General features: G+C 42.0%; 23 protein-coding genes and 1 tRNA gene. 13 read left to right on the top strand and 11 right to left on the bottom strand.

Features of this window, described 5'->3' with window-relative positions; all coding sequences use genetic code 11:
- Positions 1-2: 2 nt before the first annotated feature.
- The gene (gene gatC, locus OFO01_RS08465) at positions 3-290 is read right to left on the bottom strand and encodes an Asp-tRNA(Asn)/Glu-tRNA(Gln) amidotransferase subunit GatC (RefSeq protein WP_270859743.1); all 288 of its coding nucleotides are present in this window, start codon (positions 288-290) and stop codon (positions 3-5) included.
- A 116-nt stretch (positions 291-406) separates the two neighbouring features.
- Between gatC and OFO01_RS08460 the strand changes: the two genes are divergently transcribed.
- From OFO01_RS08460 to OFO01_RS08435, 6 genes are all read left to right on the top strand, one after another.
- A complete protein-coding gene (locus OFO01_RS08460; protein ID WP_270859744.1) occupies positions 407-958 on the top strand; it encodes a hypothetical protein in 552 nt (183 codons plus the stop codon).
- Complete coding sequence (locus OFO01_RS08455; RefSeq protein WP_270859745.1) at positions 958-1,968, top strand: L-seryl-tRNA selenium transferase; 1,011 nt, start codon at positions 958-960, stop codon at positions 1,966-1,968. The genes OFO01_RS08460 and OFO01_RS08455 overlap by 1 nt, the downstream gene beginning before the upstream one ends.
- Positions 1,958-2,290, top strand: a complete 333-nt coding sequence (locus OFO01_RS08450; RefSeq protein WP_270859746.1) for a hypothetical protein — start codon at positions 1,958-1,960, stop codon at positions 2,288-2,290. The genes OFO01_RS08455 and OFO01_RS08450 overlap by 11 nt, the downstream gene beginning before the upstream one ends.
- Positions 2,277-2,897: a type III pantothenate kinase gene (locus OFO01_RS08445; RefSeq protein ID WP_270859747.1), complete on the top strand. Its 621-nt coding sequence runs from the start codon at positions 2,277-2,279 to the stop codon at positions 2,895-2,897. The genes OFO01_RS08450 and OFO01_RS08445 overlap by 14 nt, the downstream gene beginning before the upstream one ends.
- Positions 2,894-3,505, top strand: a complete 612-nt coding sequence (hisG, locus tag OFO01_RS08440) for an ATP phosphoribosyltransferase (RefSeq protein ID WP_270859748.1) — start codon at positions 2,894-2,896, stop codon at positions 3,503-3,505. The genes OFO01_RS08445 and hisG overlap by 4 nt, the downstream gene beginning before the upstream one ends.
- 515 nt (positions 3,506-4,020) lie before the next feature.
- Positions 4,021-4,407 (top strand): hypothetical protein, encoded by a 387-nt coding sequence (locus OFO01_RS08435; protein WP_270859749.1) that lies wholly within the window; start codon positions 4,021-4,023, stop codon positions 4,405-4,407.
- Between the two features lie 4 nt (positions 4,408-4,411).
- On the opposite strand, the gene OFO01_RS08430 is transcribed toward OFO01_RS08435, so the two are convergent.
- Entirely contained in the window at positions 4,412-4,564 is a 153-nt protein-coding gene (locus OFO01_RS08430) for a hypothetical protein (RefSeq protein ID WP_270859750.1), read from the bottom strand.
- 230 nt (positions 4,565-4,794) lie between these two features.
- Between OFO01_RS08430 and OFO01_RS08425 the strand changes: the two genes are divergently transcribed.
- From OFO01_RS08425 to dnaE, 4 genes are all read left to right on the top strand, one after another.
- Complete coding sequence (locus tag OFO01_RS08425; RefSeq protein WP_270859751.1) at positions 4,795-5,970, top strand: OprD family outer membrane porin; 1,176 nt, start codon at positions 4,795-4,797, stop codon at positions 5,968-5,970.
- Positions 5,971-6,048: 78 nt separating this feature from the next.
- A complete protein-coding gene (locus OFO01_RS08420; RefSeq protein WP_270859752.1) occupies positions 6,049-6,618 on the top strand; it encodes a c-type cytochrome in 570 nt (189 codons plus the stop codon).
- A gap of 9 nt (positions 6,619-6,627) precedes the next feature.
- Positions 6,628-7,170, top strand: a complete 543-nt coding sequence (locus OFO01_RS08415) for a DJ-1 family glyoxalase III (RefSeq protein ID WP_270859753.1) — start codon at positions 6,628-6,630, stop codon at positions 7,168-7,170.
- A gap of 856 nt (positions 7,171-8,026) precedes the next feature.
- Positions 8,027-12,154: a DNA polymerase III subunit alpha gene (dnaE, locus tag OFO01_RS08410; protein ID WP_270859754.1), complete on the top strand. Its 4,128-nt coding sequence runs from the start codon at positions 8,027-8,029 to the stop codon at positions 12,152-12,154.
- 89 nt (positions 12,155-12,243) lie between these two features.
- On the opposite strand, the gene OFO01_RS08405 is transcribed toward dnaE, so the two are convergent.
- Positions 12,244-12,924: an aspartate/glutamate racemase family protein gene (locus OFO01_RS08405; protein ID WP_270859755.1), complete on the bottom strand. Its 681-nt coding sequence runs from the start codon at positions 12,922-12,924 to the stop codon at positions 12,244-12,246.
- The gene (locus OFO01_RS08400) at positions 12,925-14,244 is read right to left on the bottom strand and encodes a dicarboxylate/amino acid:cation symporter (RefSeq protein ID WP_270859756.1); all 1,320 of its coding nucleotides are present in this window, start codon (positions 14,242-14,244) and stop codon (positions 12,925-12,927) included.
- A 208-nt stretch (positions 14,245-14,452) separates the two neighbouring features.
- On the opposite strand from OFO01_RS08400, the gene OFO01_RS08395 reads away from it, so the two are divergent.
- Complete coding sequence (locus OFO01_RS08395; RefSeq protein WP_270859757.1) at positions 14,453-14,878, top strand: desulfoferrodoxin family protein; 426 nt, start codon at positions 14,453-14,455, stop codon at positions 14,876-14,878.
- Positions 14,879-14,971: 93 nt separating this feature from the next.
- Here OFO01_RS08395 and OFO01_RS08390 read toward each other — a convergent pair.
- The 4 genes from OFO01_RS08390 to OFO01_RS08375 all read right to left on the bottom strand — a co-directional run bounded on the left by OFO01_RS08390 (position 14,972) and on the right by OFO01_RS08375 (position 17,009).
- Positions 14,972-15,048, bottom strand: a tRNA-Ile gene (locus OFO01_RS08390).
- Between the two features lie 87 nt (positions 15,049-15,135).
- Positions 15,136-15,312: a hypothetical protein gene (locus tag OFO01_RS08385; RefSeq protein ID WP_270859758.1), complete on the bottom strand. Its 177-nt coding sequence runs from the start codon at positions 15,310-15,312 to the stop codon at positions 15,136-15,138.
- A 230-nt stretch (positions 15,313-15,542) separates the two neighbouring features.
- Positions 15,543-16,109, bottom strand: coding sequence for an elongation factor P (efp, locus tag OFO01_RS08380; protein ID WP_270859759.1), 567 nt, complete (start codon positions 16,107-16,109; stop codon positions 15,543-15,545).
- 72 nt (positions 16,110-16,181) lie between these two features.
- Positions 16,182-17,009 carry a DUF234 domain-containing protein gene (locus OFO01_RS08375; RefSeq protein WP_333720423.1) on the bottom strand — a complete coding sequence of 276 codons (828 nt, stop codon included), beginning with the start codon at positions 17,007-17,009 and terminating at the stop codon, positions 16,182-16,184.
- Between the two features lie 106 nt (positions 17,010-17,115).
- On the opposite strand from OFO01_RS08375, the gene OFO01_RS08370 reads away from it, so the two are divergent.
- Both OFO01_RS08370 and OFO01_RS08365 read left to right on the top strand, forming a co-directional pair.
- Positions 17,116-18,429 carry an aminotransferase class V-fold PLP-dependent enzyme gene (locus OFO01_RS08370; RefSeq protein WP_270859760.1) on the top strand — a complete coding sequence of 438 codons (1,314 nt, stop codon included), beginning with the start codon at positions 17,116-17,118 and terminating at the stop codon, positions 18,427-18,429.
- 65 nt (positions 18,430-18,494) lie between these two features.
- Complete coding sequence (locus tag OFO01_RS08365) at positions 18,495-18,962, top strand: hypothetical protein (protein ID WP_270859761.1); 468 nt, start codon at positions 18,495-18,497, stop codon at positions 18,960-18,962.
- Between the two features lie 178 nt (positions 18,963-19,140).
- Here the strand turns inward: OFO01_RS08365 and OFO01_RS08360 are convergent, their stop codons facing one another.
- The 3 genes from OFO01_RS08360 to OFO01_RS08350 are packed head-to-tail and all read right to left on the bottom strand — an operon-like array spanning position 19,141 to position 21,128.
- Positions 19,141-19,917, bottom strand: a complete 777-nt coding sequence (locus OFO01_RS08360; RefSeq protein WP_270859762.1) for an undecaprenyl-diphosphate phosphatase — start codon at positions 19,915-19,917, stop codon at positions 19,141-19,143.
- Complete coding sequence (thiE, locus tag OFO01_RS08355) at positions 19,904-20,518, bottom strand: thiamine phosphate synthase (protein WP_270859763.1); 615 nt, start codon at positions 20,516-20,518, stop codon at positions 19,904-19,906. Before thiE ends, OFO01_RS08360 begins: the two co-directional genes overlap by 14 nt.
- Entirely contained in the window at positions 20,511-21,128 is a 618-nt protein-coding gene (locus OFO01_RS08350) for a hypothetical protein (RefSeq protein ID WP_270859764.1), read from the bottom strand. Before OFO01_RS08350 ends, thiE begins: the two co-directional genes overlap by 8 nt.
- Positions 21,129-21,164: the final 36 nt, after the last annotated feature.

The following is a 21,164-nucleotide window of genomic DNA, read 5'->3' as shown; positions in this document are numbered from 1 at the left end:
TTCTAATCAATAATTTTAGGCACTACAAAATAATCACCCTCGCTTGAAGGTGCATGCCCTAGGATAATAGAGCGAACATCGCTAGCGCGTGGCTCATCCTCGCGAAACGGAGTTCCGCCCTTTAAAGTAGTTATGGCTACTTCCTCACCATCTAATTTTAATTCGTTTAAAATTTCGACAAAATCTACTACCTTATTTAACTGACCGATAAACTCATTTCGTTTTTCATCAGGGATTTTTAAAGCAGCTAATTTTTCGAGCCTTGATAATAAAATTTCATCTATTATCATAAATTTTCCTTTTCTGATAAATGCGACATTATATCATAAAAATTCTTGTCTTTGGGCATATTTAAATTTTTTTATGCTACAATTACCGCCAAATTTAATCACAAAAGGATACTACTTTGGCTTTAAAAGACGACATCGAAGGCGTTAAAAAAGAAATAGGCACAGAAGAGCAGTTTTTAGAAGGCGTTATCAAAAGCGAAATTTTCATTAAAAAATACAAAAAACCTTTAATCTTTTTCGCTACCCTTATAATGGTGATTTTCGTAGGATACTGGGCGAACGAATTTATCCAAAATTCTCGCATAAATAGCGCGAACGAGCTATACTCAGAGCTTTTAGAGGCGCGAGATGATGCAAAACTAGCCAAGCTAAAAGACAAAGATTTCAATCTATACGCGTTATATATGCTAAATCACGGCACAGCCGATGATTTATCGGCTCTTGGAAGCGATAGCAAGGTCGATTATTTGCTAAAAGAGATTATCAGCGTGCAAAACGGCAAACAAAGCCCGCTTTTGCTTAACGATTACGACGCTATCGTCAAGGGATACGAGCTTTTGAAAACAGGTCAAATCGAGGCCGCAAACGCCGAATTTGACAAAATCGCCATAGATTCGCCAGTGCGAAATTTAGCGTTAAATTTAAAACATTACAAAGGAAATAAATAATGAAAAAATCAATCATATTCACACTTTTGCTTTCGTTTTTATTTTTCGGTTGTTCGACCAAACGCCAGTATTTCGACCCGGGCGATGACAATATCACAGGCGAAATGGCCTTTAACGGCTCGCTTCCAGCGCAGATTGTCTATGCTGCCAAAGAGGGCGCCACGCTATCAAACGGCGCAGTTATCACCAAATCAGGCGTAAATGAAAATATCAAACTTAACAAAAACGAGCGATTTTTAGGCGAGTATAATGGAAATTTCATCGCCACAGACACAAACGGCACGACTAGGGTTTTGGGTAGCGATGGCAGTGTGAAATTTGAGCGAGATCTCAAACGCTATGCCCTAAGTGGCGCGATTGACGGCGATGATTTGGCACTTGTGATGAGCGATAATAGCGTAATGCTCTTTCGCCTAAGCTCGGGCGCTATGGTGCTAGATGATAAAATCGGCGACGCATTTGCCATAGATTCACGCACAGCCGCTCCGCTTTTTATCAACCAATTAGTAGCCTACCCAGCACTTGATGGCTTAGTAAATATCGTAGAGCGCACAGGTGGCCGCTCTGTGAGGGATTTTGTCGTATCAAATCAACCATTTTTTAACAACATAACCACGCTTCAAGCCCGTGGCGACGACCTTTATGCAGGCACAGGCACAAGGCTAGTTCTCATCAGCCCAAATGGCAACAAAACCTACAACCGCGACATTAGAAATGTCCTATTTGACGGCGATAAAATCTATCTTTTGCTAAAAGACGGCACGGTCGAGCTTTTGGATAAAAACCTAAATTTAATAAAATCTCGCAAATTTACCTTCGCTCAGCTATTAGAGGGTGTATTTAGCGGGGAATACCTTTATATCGTAGAGCGCACAGGTTTTGTTATCCGCACGGATAAAAATCTGCAAAGTGAGGCGATTTTTGAGCTAAGCGATGAGATTGACTCTCGCGCATTTAGCGCAAATTCGTCATTTTACTACGATGATAAAGTGCTAAATTTTGCTAAGTAAAATTTCCAATCTCATGGTTAGCCGTGAAATTTTGCTTAAAAATTTCAAAACCATAGATTTGAAAATTTTCACTCGCTCCCGCGCATACAGCGCCTATTTTGGCGTGGATTTATCTGGGTTTAATACCCTGATTTTCATGCGCGAGGCATCATCTCGCTTCATTATGCGAGATAGCGAATTTTTATTAAATTTAACCGAACAAATTTGCGCAAATTTAGGCAAAACTATCAAAAAACGAGTTTTGTTTCACAACAGCCAAATTTGCTCAAAAAGTAAAAAATTTTTAGAAGAAAACGGATTTAAAACCTATGCTTTTATGTGATATCGGCAACACACATGCCAAATTTTATGATAATGGCGCAACCTTTGCTATGGGTATCGACGAGTTTTTGAACTACGAACCAATCGAAAGAGTGTATTGTATAAATGTAAATGCCAGAGTGCAGCGCAAGCTAAACAACCCCCTATTTATCGACATTACGCACCATTTCCACATAAACACCACCTACCAAGGGCTAGGAATCGATAGAATCGTCGCGTGCAGTATGGTCGAAACTGGCGTCATCGTCGATGCAGGCAGTGCTATCACGGTTGATGTCATGGAAGAAGGCACGCACCTTGGCGGATTTATCCTGCCTGGAATCCACGCTATGCTTCGCACTTATGGCGAAATTTCATCTGTCTTAGATGTCAATCTCTCGACGAAAATTTCCCTAGACTCGCTTCCGCAAAAAACAAGCGACGCTGTGAATTACGGCATTTTCAAACCAACAATCCTAGCCATAGCCGACATTGCCGGCGATAAGCGCATACACTTTACTGGCGGGGACGGCGCGTTTTTAATGCGACATTTCAAAAACGGCGTTTATGATAGGGATTTGATTTTCCGCGCTATGAAAAATTTAATCTCACAAAAAGGACTTTTATGATTACGATTGCGCTACCAAAGGGTCGCATTGCCGATGATACACTCAAAATTTTTAAAAGCATTTTTGGGCTAGAATTTGCCTTTAAAGACCGCAAATTAATCATGCAAGAGGGTGATTTTAAATTTCTTTATGTCCGCAACCAAGATATTCCTACCTATGTCGTCGGAGGCGCAGCAGATATCGGCGTAGTGGGGCTAGATGTGCTCGAAGAGCACAAACCAGATGTTTTGCGCCTGCTAGATCTCAAAATCGGCAAATGCAGAGTCTGTGTGGGCGTGCCAAACGAAACCGAGCTTGATTACAACACCCCAGGTATCAAAATCGCAACCAAAATGCCAAATATCACGCGCGAATACTTCGCCACCAAAGCCGTCGCCACTCAGGTCATCAAACTATACGGCTCGATCGAGCTAGCTCCGATTATAGGGCTATCAGACGCTATCGTCGATGTGGTCGAAACAGGCGCTACGATGAAGCAAAACGGCCTTAAAGTCGCCGAGGTCATCATGCACAGCTCAGCGCACCTCATCGCCAACAAAAACAGCTTTGTCATCAAACGAGATGAAATTTTAGATTTGCGCGACAAACTCCAAAGTGCTATCGCCTGAAATTTTAATTTGCCATTGCGAGCAAGCACGCCAAATCTGTCATTATAAGACGGCAACGCCAGGGGAGCAATCCAGAGAAATTCCCTAATCCTCAATCTGTCATTGCAAAGAAATGCGAAGCATTTCCATAAAATAAAACCAGCTAAATTTAGAAAAACTTCGTTTTTCTAAATTTAGCCACCTTAAAAGCGTCGTCGGAGGTTGGGGGTTTGTAAGGGGGAAGGGGCGCGACCTCGCAATTCAAGCCCCCTTCCCCCTTACAGAGAATTTCACGGCGCAGGTTAAATTCAAAAAATCGTTCAATGCTAAATTTAAGTAGAATTTTGCTCTAAATTTCCCTGGATTGCCACGCTCGTTACACTCGCTCGCAATGACAGCAAATTTGTAAAATTTAAATTTTTTACTCGTAGATTTCTTCGCTTTCTACGAAAGCCCACAATGACAAAATAGCCAAAATTTGCAATTTTTCCGAAAAAATTTTAAAATTAAAAACCAAAATTTAAAAAAGGAAAAAAATGAAAAACCTAATCCTACCCTGCCTAATCGCGCTAAGCTTCACAGGTTGCGCCTTTTTCGCGCCACACACCACACCACTTTGCCCAGACACCACCGCCAGCAAAATGCAGATTTCTAGCTACACAAGACAGAGCAAAGTCGCATATACATATAAATTTATAAATGGTAGCGAGCAATGCACCGCCAAATCAAATAAATACTTCGCCAACCCAGGCGATGTCGCACTTATCAGCGTTACAAACGGCGCCGTTTCTAGCGCGCAAATACTCTCTCGCAAAATCACCCCGGGCAAGAAAGAGAGCTACACGCCGACCAAAATCATCAAAAAACAGCTCCACAAAAATGAAAATATCAAAGCCCCAACCGAGGAAAAAATCAGTTTTTGATAACTTACGCCCGAATTTCGCCCTTTAAATTTAACGCAAAATTAACAAAAAGGGCAAATTTCGTGCCAAAAATTATAAATTTTGCATAAATTTTATGAATTTTATCAGCCAAATTTAGCTTAACTGCAAATTTTTCACTATTAAAAATAATTCTCATTTGTTGCCATATATTTACTCAAATTTAGCTACAATCACCCTATCGAAATCAAACTCCTTTCAATATTTGCGAAGTGTTAGCGCACTTCGCTTTTTTTATGCAAAATTCAGCGATTTTGGTTAATACTCGGTAACAAAATGGTTATATTTCAGTAAAATTAAGATTGTTTTAAGCAAATAATTCAGTATTTTGTGCTACTATTACGACCATAACTTTTACAAGGAGTTCAAATGAAATTATTCAAACTTAGTTTAGCAGCTGCATTAGCAGCAGGTGCATTTGCTACATCAGCAAGTGCTGTTGCATTAGAAGATGCAATCAAAGATGTAGATGTAAGCGGTTTCGCTTGGATGCGTATTGATTCTACAAAAACAGATGATGGTCTAAAAACAGAAAACGATCACAGATGGAGATTCAAAAGCGTTGTTAATACAAATGTAAAAATCGATGACAACTTCTTCTTCGTAGCTGGTATTCGCTATGCTCACGACAATGACTGGGCAGAAGGCAGAACAGCTGATGCGGTTACAACAAAATTTGATTTATACCAAGGATACCTAGGATATAAAATCGGTGGCACTACATTCCAACTAGGTCGCCAAAAACTAGGCACATTCTTCACAGATGATATGTTTGGTGATGGTTTGAAAGTCGTTAATCAAGATATCGAGGGCTTAACTCTTGCAGCTCTATATATGGATACATTAGAGAGCGATGGCGATATCGATTTAAATACGGCAGCAGCAACTCTTGCAGCAGATGGCAAAAGACTAGATCAACACGACCTATGGGGCGTAGCTGCTATCGGTTCTTATGACCCAGTATCTTTCCAACTATGGTATGCTGGCCTAGAAGATGTTGTTGATTTATTCGCAGTTGAGGCTGGTCTAAGCTTCGATGTTACAGAGGATATCAACCTAGGCTTAACAGCTCAATATGCTTACTCAAATTTTAGCGATGAGTATGTTGCAATCGGTGCAGACGATGCTGATTTCTTCGGTGTAGAAGCTAGCACAAGCCTATTTGGATTTGATTTAACAGCTGGTTATGTTCAATACGATACAGATTCACAAGTTCATTCAAGAGTATCTTTTGAAGACCAAGGCTCTTTCATCAGCCCAGGTGAAGACCTACTTAATTACAGAGATTTCACAGGTGACAACCACGCTTGGTTCATCACAGCTGCTTATGCTATCGCAGACACTGGTCTAACAATCGGCGATGACTTCGTTAGTGGTGAATTCAACGATGAAGACGCTTGGGAAAATGTTGTTAGAGTTAATTACAAATACAACAAAAAACTTAGCTTCACAACTTTCTGGTCACATGTTAAATGGGATGGCAAAAACGGCGTAAAAGACGCAGAAGAAGATCACATCAGATTCCAAGCTAGATACGCTTTCTAATCATTTACTCTGATTAGTTATAATCCTAGGGCGAGGGCAAAACCTCGCCCTTTTTAAATTCTATCGACAAGGTATCAAATGAAGACTTTAAAACTTTCGTTTTTAGCATGTTTTTGCGCGGGTGCGCTTTTGGTGGCTAATGAGCCAGAAGAAAGCTATGTGTTTGAGGCAAAAGGCGAGTTCGCAAAAGAGCTAAAATCCCTCATCGAAAAACATTCCAAAGACGAAAATATCACAGTCAATGTCTATAAAAACGACGGCTCAAAAGGTGGCGTGTTAAATAGTATTAAGCATAACCCTGCCGCTGCCAAAGAAGAGGGATCTAAAATTTTCGCACAAAAATGCGCCTCATGCCACGGCGCAAACGGCGAAAAACGCGCTCACGGTGTCTCTAAAAAAATCAAAAATCTATCCGCAGGTGAGATTGCTATGGCTGTGAGCAACTATGGCACAGACCATGAATTCGGTGGTAAAAAAGCATATTTAATGAACTCTGTCGCACTATCTACAACCTCGACAGAGATAGGCTATATCATCGCATTTTTGAAGGGCGACACTTCGTTCTTGCCTGGTGGTTCAGGCTCTGCGCGTGGTGGCAATACCGATATTTCGACCACTCCAAGCGAGCAAGGCTCATATCTAAAATAAAGGACAAAAATGAAAGTAGCCGTTATTTTAGCTAATGGCTTCGAGGAAATCGAAGCAATAAGCGTGGTTGATTTGCTAAGACGAGCTGGGATCGACGCGAAATTTCTCGGTTTAGAGAAAAAATGCGTCACAGGCTCTCACGGCGTGGAAATCATCGCCGATGATTTACTCGTAAATTTAGACATTAACGAATACGAAATGATAGTCTTGCCGGGCGGTTTGCCGGGTGCCGAGCATTTGGCAAAAAGCGAAAAACTAGGCGAAATTTTACGCAAATTCGACAAAGCCGACAAAAAAATCGGCGCAATCTGCGCTGCACCTTGGGCTCTTGGCACAGCCGGCGTTTTAAAGGATAGCTACACATGCTACCCGGGCTTCGAGGGCACGGTCGCGCACGCCGGCTACACCGCTAGCGCAAATGTCATAATAGATAAAAATATCATTACCTCTCGTGGTCCAGCCACTGCAATGGAATTCGCACTCGCAATCGTGCGAGAACTAAAAGGCGAACAGGCTTTTAGCACACTAAAATCCGAGCTACTTTTTAACTAATTTAAATTTTGATTTTCTTTCGTTAGCATTGCGAGAAATGCAAATCTCGCAATGCTAATTATGAGCAAAATTTACGCTTGATTTGTCATTGCGAGAATTTTGCGTTAGCAAAATTCGTGGCAATCTACGACTTTAAATTTAGAGCATGCGAATTCCGTGTCATTGCGAGGCGACGCAGTCGCCGTGGCAATCCAGTAAAATTCCCTAATCCTAAATCTGTCATTGCGAGAAATGCGAAGCATTTCCGTAAAATAAAACCAGCTAAATTTAAAGCTTTGCTTTAAATTTAGCCACCTTAAAAGCGTCGTCGGGGGTTGGGGGTTTGTAAGGGGGAAGGGGCGCGACCTCGCAATTCAAGCCCCCTTCCCCCTTACGGAGAATTTCAAAATTTCGCCTAAAATTCAAAAAATCGTTCAATGCTAAATTTGGGTTGAATTTTGCTTTAAATTTTACTAGATTGCTTCGAATTTGCTTCGCAAATTCTCGCAATGACAGCAAATTTAGCGCAAGGAATTTTAAATTCGTAGATTGCTTCGTCGCTTCGCTCCTCGCAATGACAATAGCGAGCAAAATTTATATAATCTGTCATTGCGAGAATTTTGCGTTAGCAAAATTCGTGGCAATCTACGAATATGAAATTTAAGGTCAGTATTTTTGCAGAATTTATCAAATTTTGCAAGAATTTTATAAAATCGTTCAATGCTAAATTTAGGTTGAATTTTAAATTTAAATTTCCCTGGATTGCTTCGCTTTCTGCGAAAGCTGCAATGACAAATTTAAGCAAATTCTCCAAATTTCAAAAAGCCAAAATTTAACCCCTTTTTGCTAAAATGAGTGCAAAATCAAAGGACATTTTATGAGCGAATTCACACATTTACACCTGCATACAGAATACTCATTGCTTGACGGGGCCAACAAAGTCAGCGAACTAGCCAAAATCCTAGCCGAGCGTGGCGCCAAAGCCTGCGCAATCACAGATCACGGCAATATGTTTGGGGCGATCGATTTTTACCAAACCATGCGCAAAAACGGCATAAAGCCAATCATCGGTATCGAAGCCTATATCCACAACCACGATGATATCGGCGATAAAAGCGACAAACAACGCTTTCACCTAATACTCCTAGCCAAAAACGAAATCGGTTACAAAAACCTAATGTATCTTAGCTCGCAAGCCTTTTTAAACGGATTTTACTACTACCCACGCATAAACAAAAAACTACTTCGCGAGCATAGCGAGGGGCTTGTTTGCTCATCTGCCTGCCTTGCGGGCGAGGTTGAGTTTCACCTAAATTTAAGCGAACGAAACCTAAGACGAGGCGCAGGCGGATACGAAGCCGCAAAAAAGGCCGCCGCAGAATACAAAGAGATTTTTGGCGATGATTTTTACCTAGAAATCATGCGACACGGTATCGGCGAGCAACTAAATGTCGAAAAAGATCTAATCCGCATAGCGCGCGAGCTTGATATCAAACTCATCGCCACAAACGACGCCCACTACGCCTACAAAGAGCGCGCCACAGCCCACGATGTGTATCAGTGCATAGCCATGGGCAAAACCATAAACGACGGAGATCGCCTAAAACATGTCGTAAGCGAATTTTATGTCAAATCAAATGAGGAAATGCAAAGGCTCTTTGCCGATATGCCAGAGGTCATCACAAATACGCAAGAAATAGTCGAAAAGTGCGATTTGCACTTTGCTTTCGAGGAAAAGGGCTACGCGCCCACACCGCCAAATTTCAAATTTACCCTCGAATACGCTAGCAAGCACGGGCTAAGCCTGCCTGAACCAGAGGCTAGATATAGCTTTGCAAATGATGATTTTTTGTTTGATTATCTATGCCGTGAGGGTTTGAAAGAGAGATTAAAATTTATCGATGAGGCAAAACACCAAATTTACGAAGAAAGATTAAACAAAGAGCTTGAAATCATCAAAAGCATGCACTTCTCAGGCTATATGATTATTGTGCAAGACTTCATCAACTGGGCCAAAGACCACGATATCCCAGTAGGACCCGGCCGTGGCTCTGCGGCTGGCTCGATTTGTGCGTATGCGCTTCGTATCACCGACCTAGATCCGATACCTTATAACCTGCTTTTCGAGCGATTCTTAAACCCTGCTCGTATCTCTATGCCAGATATTGATGTGGATTTTTGTCAAGCAAGGCGTGGCGAAGTAATTGATTATGTCATAAAACAGTATGGCAAATACAATGTCGCCCAAGTAGCGACCTTTGGTAAATTGCTAGCTCGTGGCGTAATCCGCGATGTCGCCAGAGTATGTGATATGCCACTTTCGCAAGCTGATAAAATGGCAAAACTAATCCCAGAAGGTCCCGGCGTAACCCTAACTGGCGTCGGCGATCCAAGTAGCGATAAATACAAACCGGGTGCTTACGAGCAAGAGCCAAAAATCGCCGAGCTTTTGCAAAGCGATCCCACAGCCGCGCAAGTATGGGAGTTCGCGCTTCAATTAGAGGGCTTAAACCGCAACGCTGGCATGCACGCAGCAGGCGTGGTTATCTCAAACGAGGAGTTATGGCACAAGGCTCCGCTTTTCAAGCAAGATAAAGGCGATGACGCGCGTATCGTCACGCAGTATATGAAAAACTACCTAGAAGATGTGGATCTCATCAAATTTGACTTTTTGGGGCTTAAAACTCTCGATGTCATCGACAGCGCGCTAAAACTCATAAAAAGGCGATATGATAAAGACATAATCTGGGAAAAAATAGATTTTAACGACCCTGCGACTTATAAAACAATCCAATCAGGCAACACGCTTGGAATTTTCCAAATCGAGGGCGCTGGCATGCAGGATTTAGCCGTAAATTTAAAGCCAGATAGATTTGAGGATATCATCGCGATGATTTCGCTATATCGCCCAGGTCCAATGGATCTAATCCCGCGCTTTATCGATATCAAACACGGACGCGAGGAAGCCTCATATATGTTCCCGCAAATCAAGGAAATTTTAGAGCCGACTTATGGAATCATCGTCTATCAAGAGCAGGTCATGCAGCTAGTGCAAACTATCGGCGGATTTTCGCTTGGCGAAGCTGATTTGGTGCGTAGAGCCATGGGTAAAAAGGACGAAAAAAAGCTAGCTCACATGAGAGAGCAGTATTTAGAGGGCGCTAAAACAAACGGCTTTGATGTCGCTAAGGCAAACGAGCTATTTGATATGATTATGAAATTTGCCTCTTATGGATTTAACAAATCCCACGCGGCGGCTTATTCGATGATTACATTTCAAACAGCCTATCTTAAAACCTACTATCCAGCCGAATTTATGGCTGGTTTGCTCACATCTGAGGAGGGAAACACAGATAAAGTTGCAAAATATATCGATGAAGCAAAACGGCTTGGTATCGGGCTAAAACAACCATCAATCAACCAAAGTTTGCGCGGATTTAGCGTAATCGACGATGAAGCAAGCGAATCAGGGCAGTCTATCATCTACGGACTTGGCGCGATTAAGGGTGTTGGAAGTGCGGCGATAGAGAATATCTTGGAGCTTCAAAGCGAAAAATTATTCGACGATATTGATGATTTTGCCACGAGAGTGGATAATTTCAAGGTCAATAAAAAGGTCATCGAGTCCCTAACCTACGGCGGCGCGATGGATTGCTTGGGTAAAACTAGGCTTGCGATTATCCAAAACATGGAAAATATCCTAGATGTGATGAAAAAAATCACAGAAATCAAAAAAGACGCTCAAAGCTCGCTATTTGGCGAAGATGAGGAGATGACCGAGGGGATAAAAGTAAGCTTCGTGGAAAATGCTGAGGAATTCGCGCAAAGTGAAATTTTAAAATTCGAGCAACAAACCGTGGGTGTGTATCTCTCTGGCCACCCGCTCGATGATTATAAAGAGCAAATGAGCGGTATAGATTACCTGCTCTCATCGCAATTTGGCGAGATTACAGGCGATAATGCCGAAATTTTAAGCGTTGGGCGGATCGAGGATATCACTACTCGTATCACAAAAACCGGCAAAAAAATGGGAATTTTGACCATTTTGGATTTGCACGGCTCGTATGAACTAGCCGTATTTGACAACACGCTAAAAACTATCGAAAATTTAAGCCCTGCTGAGCTTGAAAAACCATACGCTTTTATGATAAAAATCAGCAAAAGTGCCGCTGGTGAGGGAGCGTATCAGGTCTCTTTCCTTTCAATGCTAAGCCTAGAAAATGCCAAAGACGCTGGGTTTAGACCACGCTCTGGCGTATTTTTAGAGGGAAATCCGCTCAAAGTTTTCGAGAGCGAAATTTCGCCTATCGCACACAGCAAATCGAGCGAATTTGATGAAATTTTGCAAAATGATGGCTCATCAATGAAGCTTTTGTGTGTCGGCAAAATCGAAAGCGTAAATTCTCGCACCACAAAATCTGGCTCGCAAATGGCAAATTTAACCATACTCGATTTATCAGGAAGCTTCGAAGTCGCGGCATTTGGCGATGTGTGCGAAAGCGTGCTAGCCCTAAGCGATAGCGACCTAGAACGCCCGCTGGCATTTTGGGTAAGGCTTGCGAAAAACACAGGAACTTACGGCGGAAAATATCAAATTTACCTAGATGAAATTTTATCGCTCGATGAAGCACGAAATGTCGAAAACTACGCCCCTAGCGAAGCGAAGGCTTATGGCGGCTCTGCGCGCAAAGAGAGGCGAAATTTTGGCGATAATGGCTTTGAAAAGGGCGAAAACGCCGCACTTGTGGCCTTGCAACAAAGCAAAAAAGAGCGCGAAGAACAGCGCAAAAAGGCTGTGGATTTCGAGTTTGAAATAAGTGCTAGCGAACTAAACCGCGACAAAATTCAAAAAATCTACTCCCTAGCCTTCAACGACAGGGATTTGAAAAACTCCAAACGACTAATTTTGCGCGTGAGGTTTGAAAACGAGGTTTTGATCTATCCTACCGAATACATCGTCGGCGACGATTTTGGCGAGAAAGTGGGCGAAATTTTAGCTGCGTGAAATTTCTGAAATTTAGAAATTTTAAGAATTTGAAAATCTAAATTTAGCCCAAAATTTGGGCTAAATTTATTAAATTTGATTAAATTTGGCTACGAACGGGCAAATTCCACAATCGCGCGCGCAAGTTCGAGCGTAGCGTCAAGGAAAACCTTATCCGTCTCAATGAGTGGCAAAAACAGCGGAATCTCCGTGCAACCAGCGATATAAACATCCGCGTCAATGCTATCTAACACGCTTTTAAAAAGCTCCACATATTCTGCGGTTTTGCCAGCTTTCACACCTTTGTAAATGCAATCCATTAGCTTAGCTTGATTTTCCTCGCCAAGCTCTACGCTGATTAATCCAGCATTCTCTAAGTGCTCATCATACACCCTAGCCTTTTTCGTGCCAGAAGTAGCCAAAACTGCGATTTTTTTGGCATTTGGATAGCGGGTCTGTATCGTGCTAACTGCGTTTTTTGCGATATGGATTAGTGGCAAATCCACAGCCTCCAAAACCCTTGGCGCGAAATAATGCGCTGTATTGCAAACCATGACAAACGCCTCACAACCCGCGTTTTTAAGGCGAGTTGCGCTTTCGATTAGCTTTGGCGTAGGATCCTCGCCCTCGCCGAAAATGCACGCCGTCCTATCCTCGATTTGCGGATAGCTATCGATTAGAAGCGGGATATTTTCTTGATCGCTTCTAGCCCCCGTTAATTCTATCGTTTTTAGATACAAATCAGCACTTGCTAGCGGTCCCATACCGCCGATTACTCCGACTCTACGCATTTAATTCTCCCATTTTGAGGCATCTAGTTTGCCCTCTGTTTTAGCCACATATAGCGAAGCCACGACATCACCTGTAACATTCATAGATGTGCGTCCCATATCTAGTATCGCGTCAATGCCTAGTATCATACCATAAGCCACTGCCACGGTTCCAGTTACGCTGATACCTACTGATTCTAGTATCAAAAGTAGCATTAGCGCGCCAGCACCAGGCACACCGGCTGTTCCGATAGCTGCTAGCATAGAAGTGATGATAATCGTAAAGTAGTTTTGAGCGGTTAGGTCGATACCGCACGCATTAGCGATAAAAAGCGTGCAAACGCCCAAATATACGGTCGTTCCGTTCATATTCACAGTCGCACCCACAGGCAAAACAAAGCCGTAGATTGATTTTGGAATTCCCATTTCCTCATCAGCTGTCCTCATTGTAATCGGAAGCGTGCCGTTCGAGCTTCTGGTAACAAACGCCGTAAGCATAGGCGCACGGACTTTTTTGAGGAATTTCGCAGGATTTATGCCAATTAGCATACAAACCACGCAGTATATCGCAAAAACCTGCACCGCAAGCCCTACATATAACGCAATCGTAACGGTCAAAAGCGAACTAATCGCGCCAATTCCAGCTTTGTTAAATACAACGAACATTAGCGCAAAAACGCCGATTGGTGCGTATTGCATAACCCAGCGGATAACCTTAAACATAATCTCGCTCATACCATCAAAAAACGCATACACAGTCTCTGCACTACGCGCAATGCGCTCATCGTCGCTACTTTTGCAATACGCTAGGCCAATTCCCACAAAAATACAAAATGCGATAATAGGCAAAATTTCGCCCTTAACGATAGCTTCAAACGGATTTGTAGGGATAATATTTAGTAGAATTTGGCTCATCGCAGGAGCGTTTGCGCTCTTTTCCACAGCTTTGGCAGCATCTAGCTCCAACCCACTACCAGGGCTGAAAATCAATCCGCACGCCAAACCTATCGCGATCGCAAACAGCGTCGTAATCGCGTAAAAAATTATCGTTTTGACGCCAACTTTACCAAGGTGAGCTGGATCAATCGAACTTGTGCCAATTATCAGTGAGCAGACGATTACAGGCACCATAATCATTTTGAGCATTCGCACAAAAAGATCACCAAACGGCGTTAAAATCGATACCCAAGTGGTATCGCCAACGGTGGCATTTTGCGGTAAAACTATACCCAAAACCGAACCCAAAACAAGCGCAATCATTATGCGCCAAAGTAGGCTTGACTCAAAATACCATGCAAATATACCGCGCTTTTTAGGCGCATTAGCGTCACTTTGCGACATTTTTTCCCCTTTTAAATATAATGTTCTTACGATTTTACAATAAATTTGCATAGAACAAATTTAATTAGGGCTGAATTTATAACGAAAGGTTAAAATTTCATTTGTTTTCTAAATTTAGCACCATAAATTTGGCGAATTTAAAATAAGATTTACTTTATCTTTAATATAAAACAATACAATATTTATCATCTTTTTTAAGGAGGAAAAAATGCGAAGACGAACCGCATTAAAAGCCATAGTTACGGCAGCCGCAGCCGTTAGCACACTAAGCGCGTATGACGAAAGCCTTATCGCAAACACCGAGGATATCGCGCCCGAAGATCCAAAAAATCTAAACGATTTCGAGAAAAAACACACCCCAGAAATCACTGTGCGCGACGCCGATGAAAAGGGATATTCGCTAGTAGATGTCAATATCGGACAAGGCGGAATAATCCACCCAAGCGACGCTGATCACTGGATTTATGCGATTGAGCTTTACGCAAATGATAAACTCGTAGCCAAGGCCTCGTTAGAACCAGTCGCAAGCAGGGGATTTTTGAGCGCAAGACTAAATCTAAAAGATGTCAAAACCCTCAAAGCAATCTCTCGCTGTAACCTGCACGGAAATTTTACATTTTCGATAAATTTATAACCACTAAGCCCCAAATTCGGGGCTTTGAATTTTATTTTTTAATTTTATATAATCATTTTTAAAAAGCTTTTAAAAAAGGCTGAAATTGTGTGGTGGTGGGCTCACCAGGACTCGAACCTGGGACCATCCGGTTATGAGCCGGATGCTCTAACCAACTGAGCTATGAGCCCGATTGAATAAATTGGATAAGCTGTAATTTTACAAAAAATTTCTTAAATTTGAGTTAAAGCGCAAAATTTCGCCAAACGCCAAATTTCTTACATGTGATACGCAATCCGACCTGCGCACGCAAATTTTAGCGCCAAATCACGACACATTACAACGCGCGCAAACCGCACGCATTTCGGCGCAGTATAATCCACGCAATCCACGCAATCCACACAATCCACGCAATCCACACAATCCACGCGAACGCGCTTAAAAATATCGCCCAAATTTCAGCGCAGTATTAGCCCAAACCAAAATCAAGCCCAAACCAAATTCAAACCCAAACCAAATTCAAGCCCAAAGCAAATTCAAACCCAAAGCAAATTTCGGCGCAGTGTTTAAAAGCGCAAAAATATTTAACAAAATTTAACAACAAATTTTAAGGATTAAATTTAAAATTCCCCGCTAAATTTGGCAAATTTCGCAAATTCGCCAAATTTAATCAGGGAAGGAAGAATTATTTGTTTGCTTTTTCGATATATTCGCCACGCACGGTATCTACGCGGATAACCTCGCCTTCAAGCACATGAAATGGGATTTGCACCACAGCGCCAGTTTCAAGGGTCGCTGGTTTTTTGTTGCTTCCTTGTGTATCGCCACGGAAATTTGGCGCAGTTTCGACGATTTTTAGCTCGACTACTTGCGGAACTTCCACGCCAATCGCTTTGCCGTTGTAAAACATAATGCTAACCATCATGCCATCGAGCATCCATTTTTTCGCCTCGCCCACATCTTCGTCAGCGATTGCCACTTGCTCGTAGCTCTCTGTGTCCATGAATTGGCAATACTCGCCGTCATCATAAAGGTATTGCATATCTTTTTGCTCTAAATTTGGCTCCTCGCATTTATCGCCTGCGTGGAAAGTTTTTTCCAAAACCTTACCGTCGATGAAGGATTTTAGTTTCGCACGCACGAAAGCCGCACCCTTGCCCGGTTTTACATGTTGATACTCTACGATTTTAAACGGAATTCCATCAACTTCGATTTTAAGACCTTTTTTCAAATCGCCCATTGAATAAGCCATTTTTTCTCCTTAGTTTGGTTGCATAAAAATTGCGATTATACTAAATTTAGCTTTAAATTTAGCCAAATTTAATCAAAGTAAAATTTTAAAATCCTCTATATCAAAAAGCAAAATTCTATCATTTTTGATTTTTTCTAGCTCGCCTGAGAACCCAGATTTCGAAAACAGCGCCACCATATCGGGCGCAAGCGCGGAATTTTCGCACTTTGTGAGCAGTTCGTTTAGGACATTTTTTGAGATTTTGCGCTCTTTGTATTTGCACTCGCCCACGATTAAAAACCCCTCAAATTTCGCAAAAATATCAATCTCGCTATTTTTATCCCAATAACTCGAAATTTGCGAAATGTCGATATTTAGGTAGTTTGCGAGCAGTTCACGGCAGAGTATCTCATAGCCAAAACTCGCGTAATTATCGAAATCCTCCCTAATCTCGCCGATGACTTTTTCGTATTCGCCCTGCGCCAAAATTTGCAAATTTGGCTCGATAAACCTGAACCAAAACCGCGAGAAATTATCATTAAAATGGACTTTGTCTGTGATTTGATAGCGTCTTAAAATTCGTGGTAATTTATCATTTTTATGCAGTTTTACGGGGCGTTTTTCGTGCGATTTTTCTAAATTTAAAAACCCAGCTTCTAGCAAAATTTGCGTGATTTTTTGCGCGGTGAAGCGGGGCAGTATCTTTGCGACACCGATTTTTTTGCGATCAGATCTAGCGAATTTCATCAGCGCTTGTTTTAGCTCTTTTTCATACTCGCCGCCGAAACTAAACCTCTCGCCAATCTCCCTAAAATTCGGCAAAATTTCAGCCTCTATCGCGCTAAATACATCGTCATATTTCGTGCAAATATCAAAAGCATCGAATACGAAGTGAAATTTCAAAATTTCACTCAGTTCCAAATGGCCAAATTTGCTAGCCGTCTGTTTTAACCCTAGAATTTCACCCCTCCTAAAACGGCTAATTTTAGCAAGTTTAGGTATAATTTACAAAATTTTGGAGTAAAAAATGCAAATCGAAAAAATAAAAAATGATTTAATACTAAAAGAGGGGCTCAAATACTTCGATTTCGCCGCGTCTGGGCTAGCGTGCAATAGCGTCGAGCGCGAAATCGAGCGGGTTTTGCGCACTTATGCCAACACACACTCTCTTGGTGGCGAAAACGCCCACACCACGAGCGAATACTACGAAAACGCGCGCGCCAAAATCAAAGAAATGCTAGGGTGCGCTGGCAGATACTACCTCATCTCGTGCGGATTTGGCGCGACAGCCGCGATTAAGAAGCTATGGGAAATTTTAGGCATTTACCTGCCGCCAAACACCAAAAAACGGCTAAATTTGACAAATTTCGCCACAAATGAGCGCGCAAAATTTCCGCTAATCGTGATCTCTCCATACGAGCACCACTCGGTCGAAATCAGCCTGCGTCAGGCTCTGTGCGAACTCGTGCGCGTGCCACTGGGTGCAGACGGGCTTATGGATTTTGGCAAATTAAATGAAATTTTAGGCGCAAATAAAGGGCGAGAAATTTATGGCGTATTTAGCGCGTGTTCGAACGCCACTGGGATTTTAGTCGATTATAAGCGGGTGTTTTTGGCGCTGAAAATGCACGGCGCGAAACTTTTCATCGACGCTAGCGCGCTTGTGGCGCATGATAATGTGGATTTGGGCTTTTGCGACGGGCTGTTTTTTGGCGCACACAAACTCATCGGCGGAGTGGGTGCGTGCGGGATTTTGGCGCTGAAAAAAGAGTTTTTAGAAGGCGCGGAGCCCACATTTGCGGGCGGTGGCGCGGTAAAATACGCTGATTTTAGCACGCAAAGCTTCGTCATCGACAAAGAGAGGCTAGAAGAGCCGGGCACGCCCGGGATTACGGCGCTCATTAGGGCGTATTTGGCGCTGGATTTGCGCCGTAAGGTGGGCTTTACGGCGATAAAAGAGCGAGAGAGAGCGCTAAATGCGAAATTTATCGATGAAATTTCAAAAATCAAAGAGATTAAAATTTACGGGAATTTAAGCGCGCCAAGGGTGCCGATTTTTGCCTTTAATATGCAAAATTTAGCCTCTGACGCCCTAGCCTCCGTGCTTAGCTCGAAATTCGAAATCCAAACGCGCTCTGGGTGCGACTGCGCAGCGCCGTATGGATTTGATCTGACAGCCCTTGCGCCAGATCCCGTAAATCAGACCAAACCAAGCTGGGTGCGGGCAAGCTTCTCATGGGTCAATGACGAGGACGATATCGCCTACCTCGCCCACGCGCTCAAAGAAATCGTCAAAATACGAACTAAGATAAATTTTGTCAGCGGAAAGTATCGTTGCTAATCGCCCCCGCAAGGCGCAGATACTGCGCCAAATTTGAAATAATGATAAATAAAGGATAAAAAACGATGAAATTTGATAAAAATATAAAATTCGGTAGGCAAGGATACCCACCCTACGGTGCTGAAAAAATTCTTATAGAAAATAAAGATACTATATTTAATAATTTATTTGGTTCTTGGATAGACCAAATTCCTTGGTATTTATCTCGCATTGTTGCAAAAGAACAAATTTATGAAGCATTTTTAAAACTTTTAGAAATTTGGGCGCAAGAAAACAAGATAGTTTTTTTCCCACCAGAACAATTTTATAATAAAAATTTAGAAACATATTCAACACCAATAAAAATAAAAGAAAAATTTAAAATTTGGGATATTCCCATTGAAGACATTATAACCTATATACGCAATACTATTCCAAAAGAATTACATAATAATTTTAGTCAAAATAAAAGTGATGAATATTGTTTTGGGGATTTTTGTCCTAGAATAGGTTGGATAAATAAAAATGGTAAAATTGAATTTGATTTTGAATAAAACCCATTACTAAATACTAAAAAAGAAAATAGAATTAAAGTTTAAATAAGTATCGTAGGGTGAGCACCTTGCCCACCATAATGTTACCAAAATTTTCGCTAGGCAACTTGCCACACTACAACTAAAATTTCGGCGCAGTATCCCAAAATTTGCGAAGCGAAATTTGGCGAAATTTAAATCACAAAATCACAACCAAAAACAAAATTCCTACAATTATGCGATAAATTCCAAACGGGATAAAGTCAAATTTGCTAACAAAGCTCAAAAACAGCTTGATTGCGATTAACGCGACCACGAAGGCAACCGCTCCACCAAGCAAAAAAATCCAAATATTTTGCGAATTTTGCGCGAAGGTGTCAAGGTTTTTGTAAGTATCATACAAAGTCGCCGCAAACATCGTAGGAATCGCTAGCAAAAAGCTAAATCTGGCTGCCAAATTTCGGCTAAGCCCACAAAGAAGTCCAGCGATAATGGTCGCTCCCGATCGCGAAGTGCCAGGCACCATAGCAAAACACTGCGAAAGCCCAATTATAAAGGCTTGTTTGTATGAAATTTCGCTGAAATGCTCGCTCTGCTTTTTAGGCGGATTTTTTTTGCGAAGTAGCTCAACTACGATAAAAATCACGCCCCAAATGACAAGCATATACGCAGTCGTGGCGGGCGAAAATAGCGATTTTATAGTCTTATACATCAAAAAGCCGATGATTGCTGTGGGGAAAAATCCGACCATTAGTTTCACCCAAAGCGAAAAATCCTGTTTAAGCCTCTCAAAAAACATAAAAACTACCGCTAAAATCGAGCCTAATTGGATTACAACCTCAAAACATTTTAGCGTATCTGTTTGCTCTAAGCCCAAAAAATGCGAAGCAAGTATCATGTGTCCAGTCGAGCTTACGGGCAAAAACTCGGTCAGCCCCTCGACAACGCCTAAAATTATCGCACTAATTATATCCATTGATTATGCCTTGTAAATTTTGTATGTTTTGCGAAATGCTATTTGGTCTGTAAATCGCACTCACAAGCGCGATATAATCGGGGTTTAACGCCAAAATTTGAGCTAAATTTTGCTCGCTAATCCCGCCAATTATCGCAACTGGGATTTCAAGCTCACGCTTTGCCATTTGCACGATTTCGTGCGGACAAAGCGGGGCTTCTTTTTTAGTAGAGCTTGCAAACATCGCCCCAAAAGCGACATAACTTGCGCCACTATTTTGCGATGAAATCGCCAAATTTATATCAGAATAACAAGTTACGCCGATGATTTTATCCCTGCCTAAATACTCACGCACGGATTTTATCTCGCCGTCATCCTTGCCGATATGCACGCCGTGAGCACGCAGTTTTTTCGCCAAAGCCACATTGTCGTTTATGATTAGCTTCGCGCCGTAATCCTCGCAAAGCGAGATTAGCGAGGCGATGAGAGTTTCGTCTTGGCGCGGAAGTTTGGAGCGATACTGCACGAGTTTGACGCCACTATCTAAAATTTCACGCACCTGCGAAAAAACGCTAGAATTTGGCGTCAAAACATCATCGGTAAGGGCGTAAATTTCACTCATTGATTGACATTTCTATCGTTGGTTTGTTTGGGGTTGGCTCTTCTGTTTTAGGCGCAGGTTGCTCTGCACTAGGCTCTTTTTTAGGCTCACTTTGTTTGGCTTTTGGCTCATCTTTTATGCCAAAAGCGCATTTGCTTACCTTTGAATATTTTTTGCCAAAAAACCCTTTTTCACCCTCAATCGCCAAAACGCTAGCCTTCACAAACGCCTCTTTATCGTCGTTTTTAGGCATAGCAAGTCCAGCCCTTACCAAATCTAGCCCTAAATTTGACTTTTCGGTGCTGATATCGCAAATCAGCTCGTTTTTGCCCTCGGCTCTGATTTTTATGAAATATCGCTGGGTTGGGACGAGAAATTTTTCGATCATATTTTTTTGATCTTTTTTGAAAGTTTTTAAATCTTTTTTGTCTTTGATACATTTAGCGACTTGCTTTTCGCCAATTAGCGTAACTTCGCTAAATTTGCACATTAGCCTTGTCTTGCCCCGCTTAAAAAGCAATCTATCCTCGTCTTGGACGAAACCTAGGAATTTCGCCACGATAAAATCGTCATTTCTCGCACACGCACTCGTAACCAAAAGCGATAAAAATATAAAAATCAATTTTTTCATAAAAGCCCTTTAAATAGAAAAAAGCGCAAAATTTAA

This window comes from Campylobacter sp. JMF_01 NE2 (assembly GCF_027737365.1).
GTDB lineage: Bacteria > Campylobacterota > Campylobacteria > Campylobacterales > Campylobacteraceae > Campylobacter_B.
This window is presented reverse-complemented; position numbering and strand designations above follow the sequence as displayed.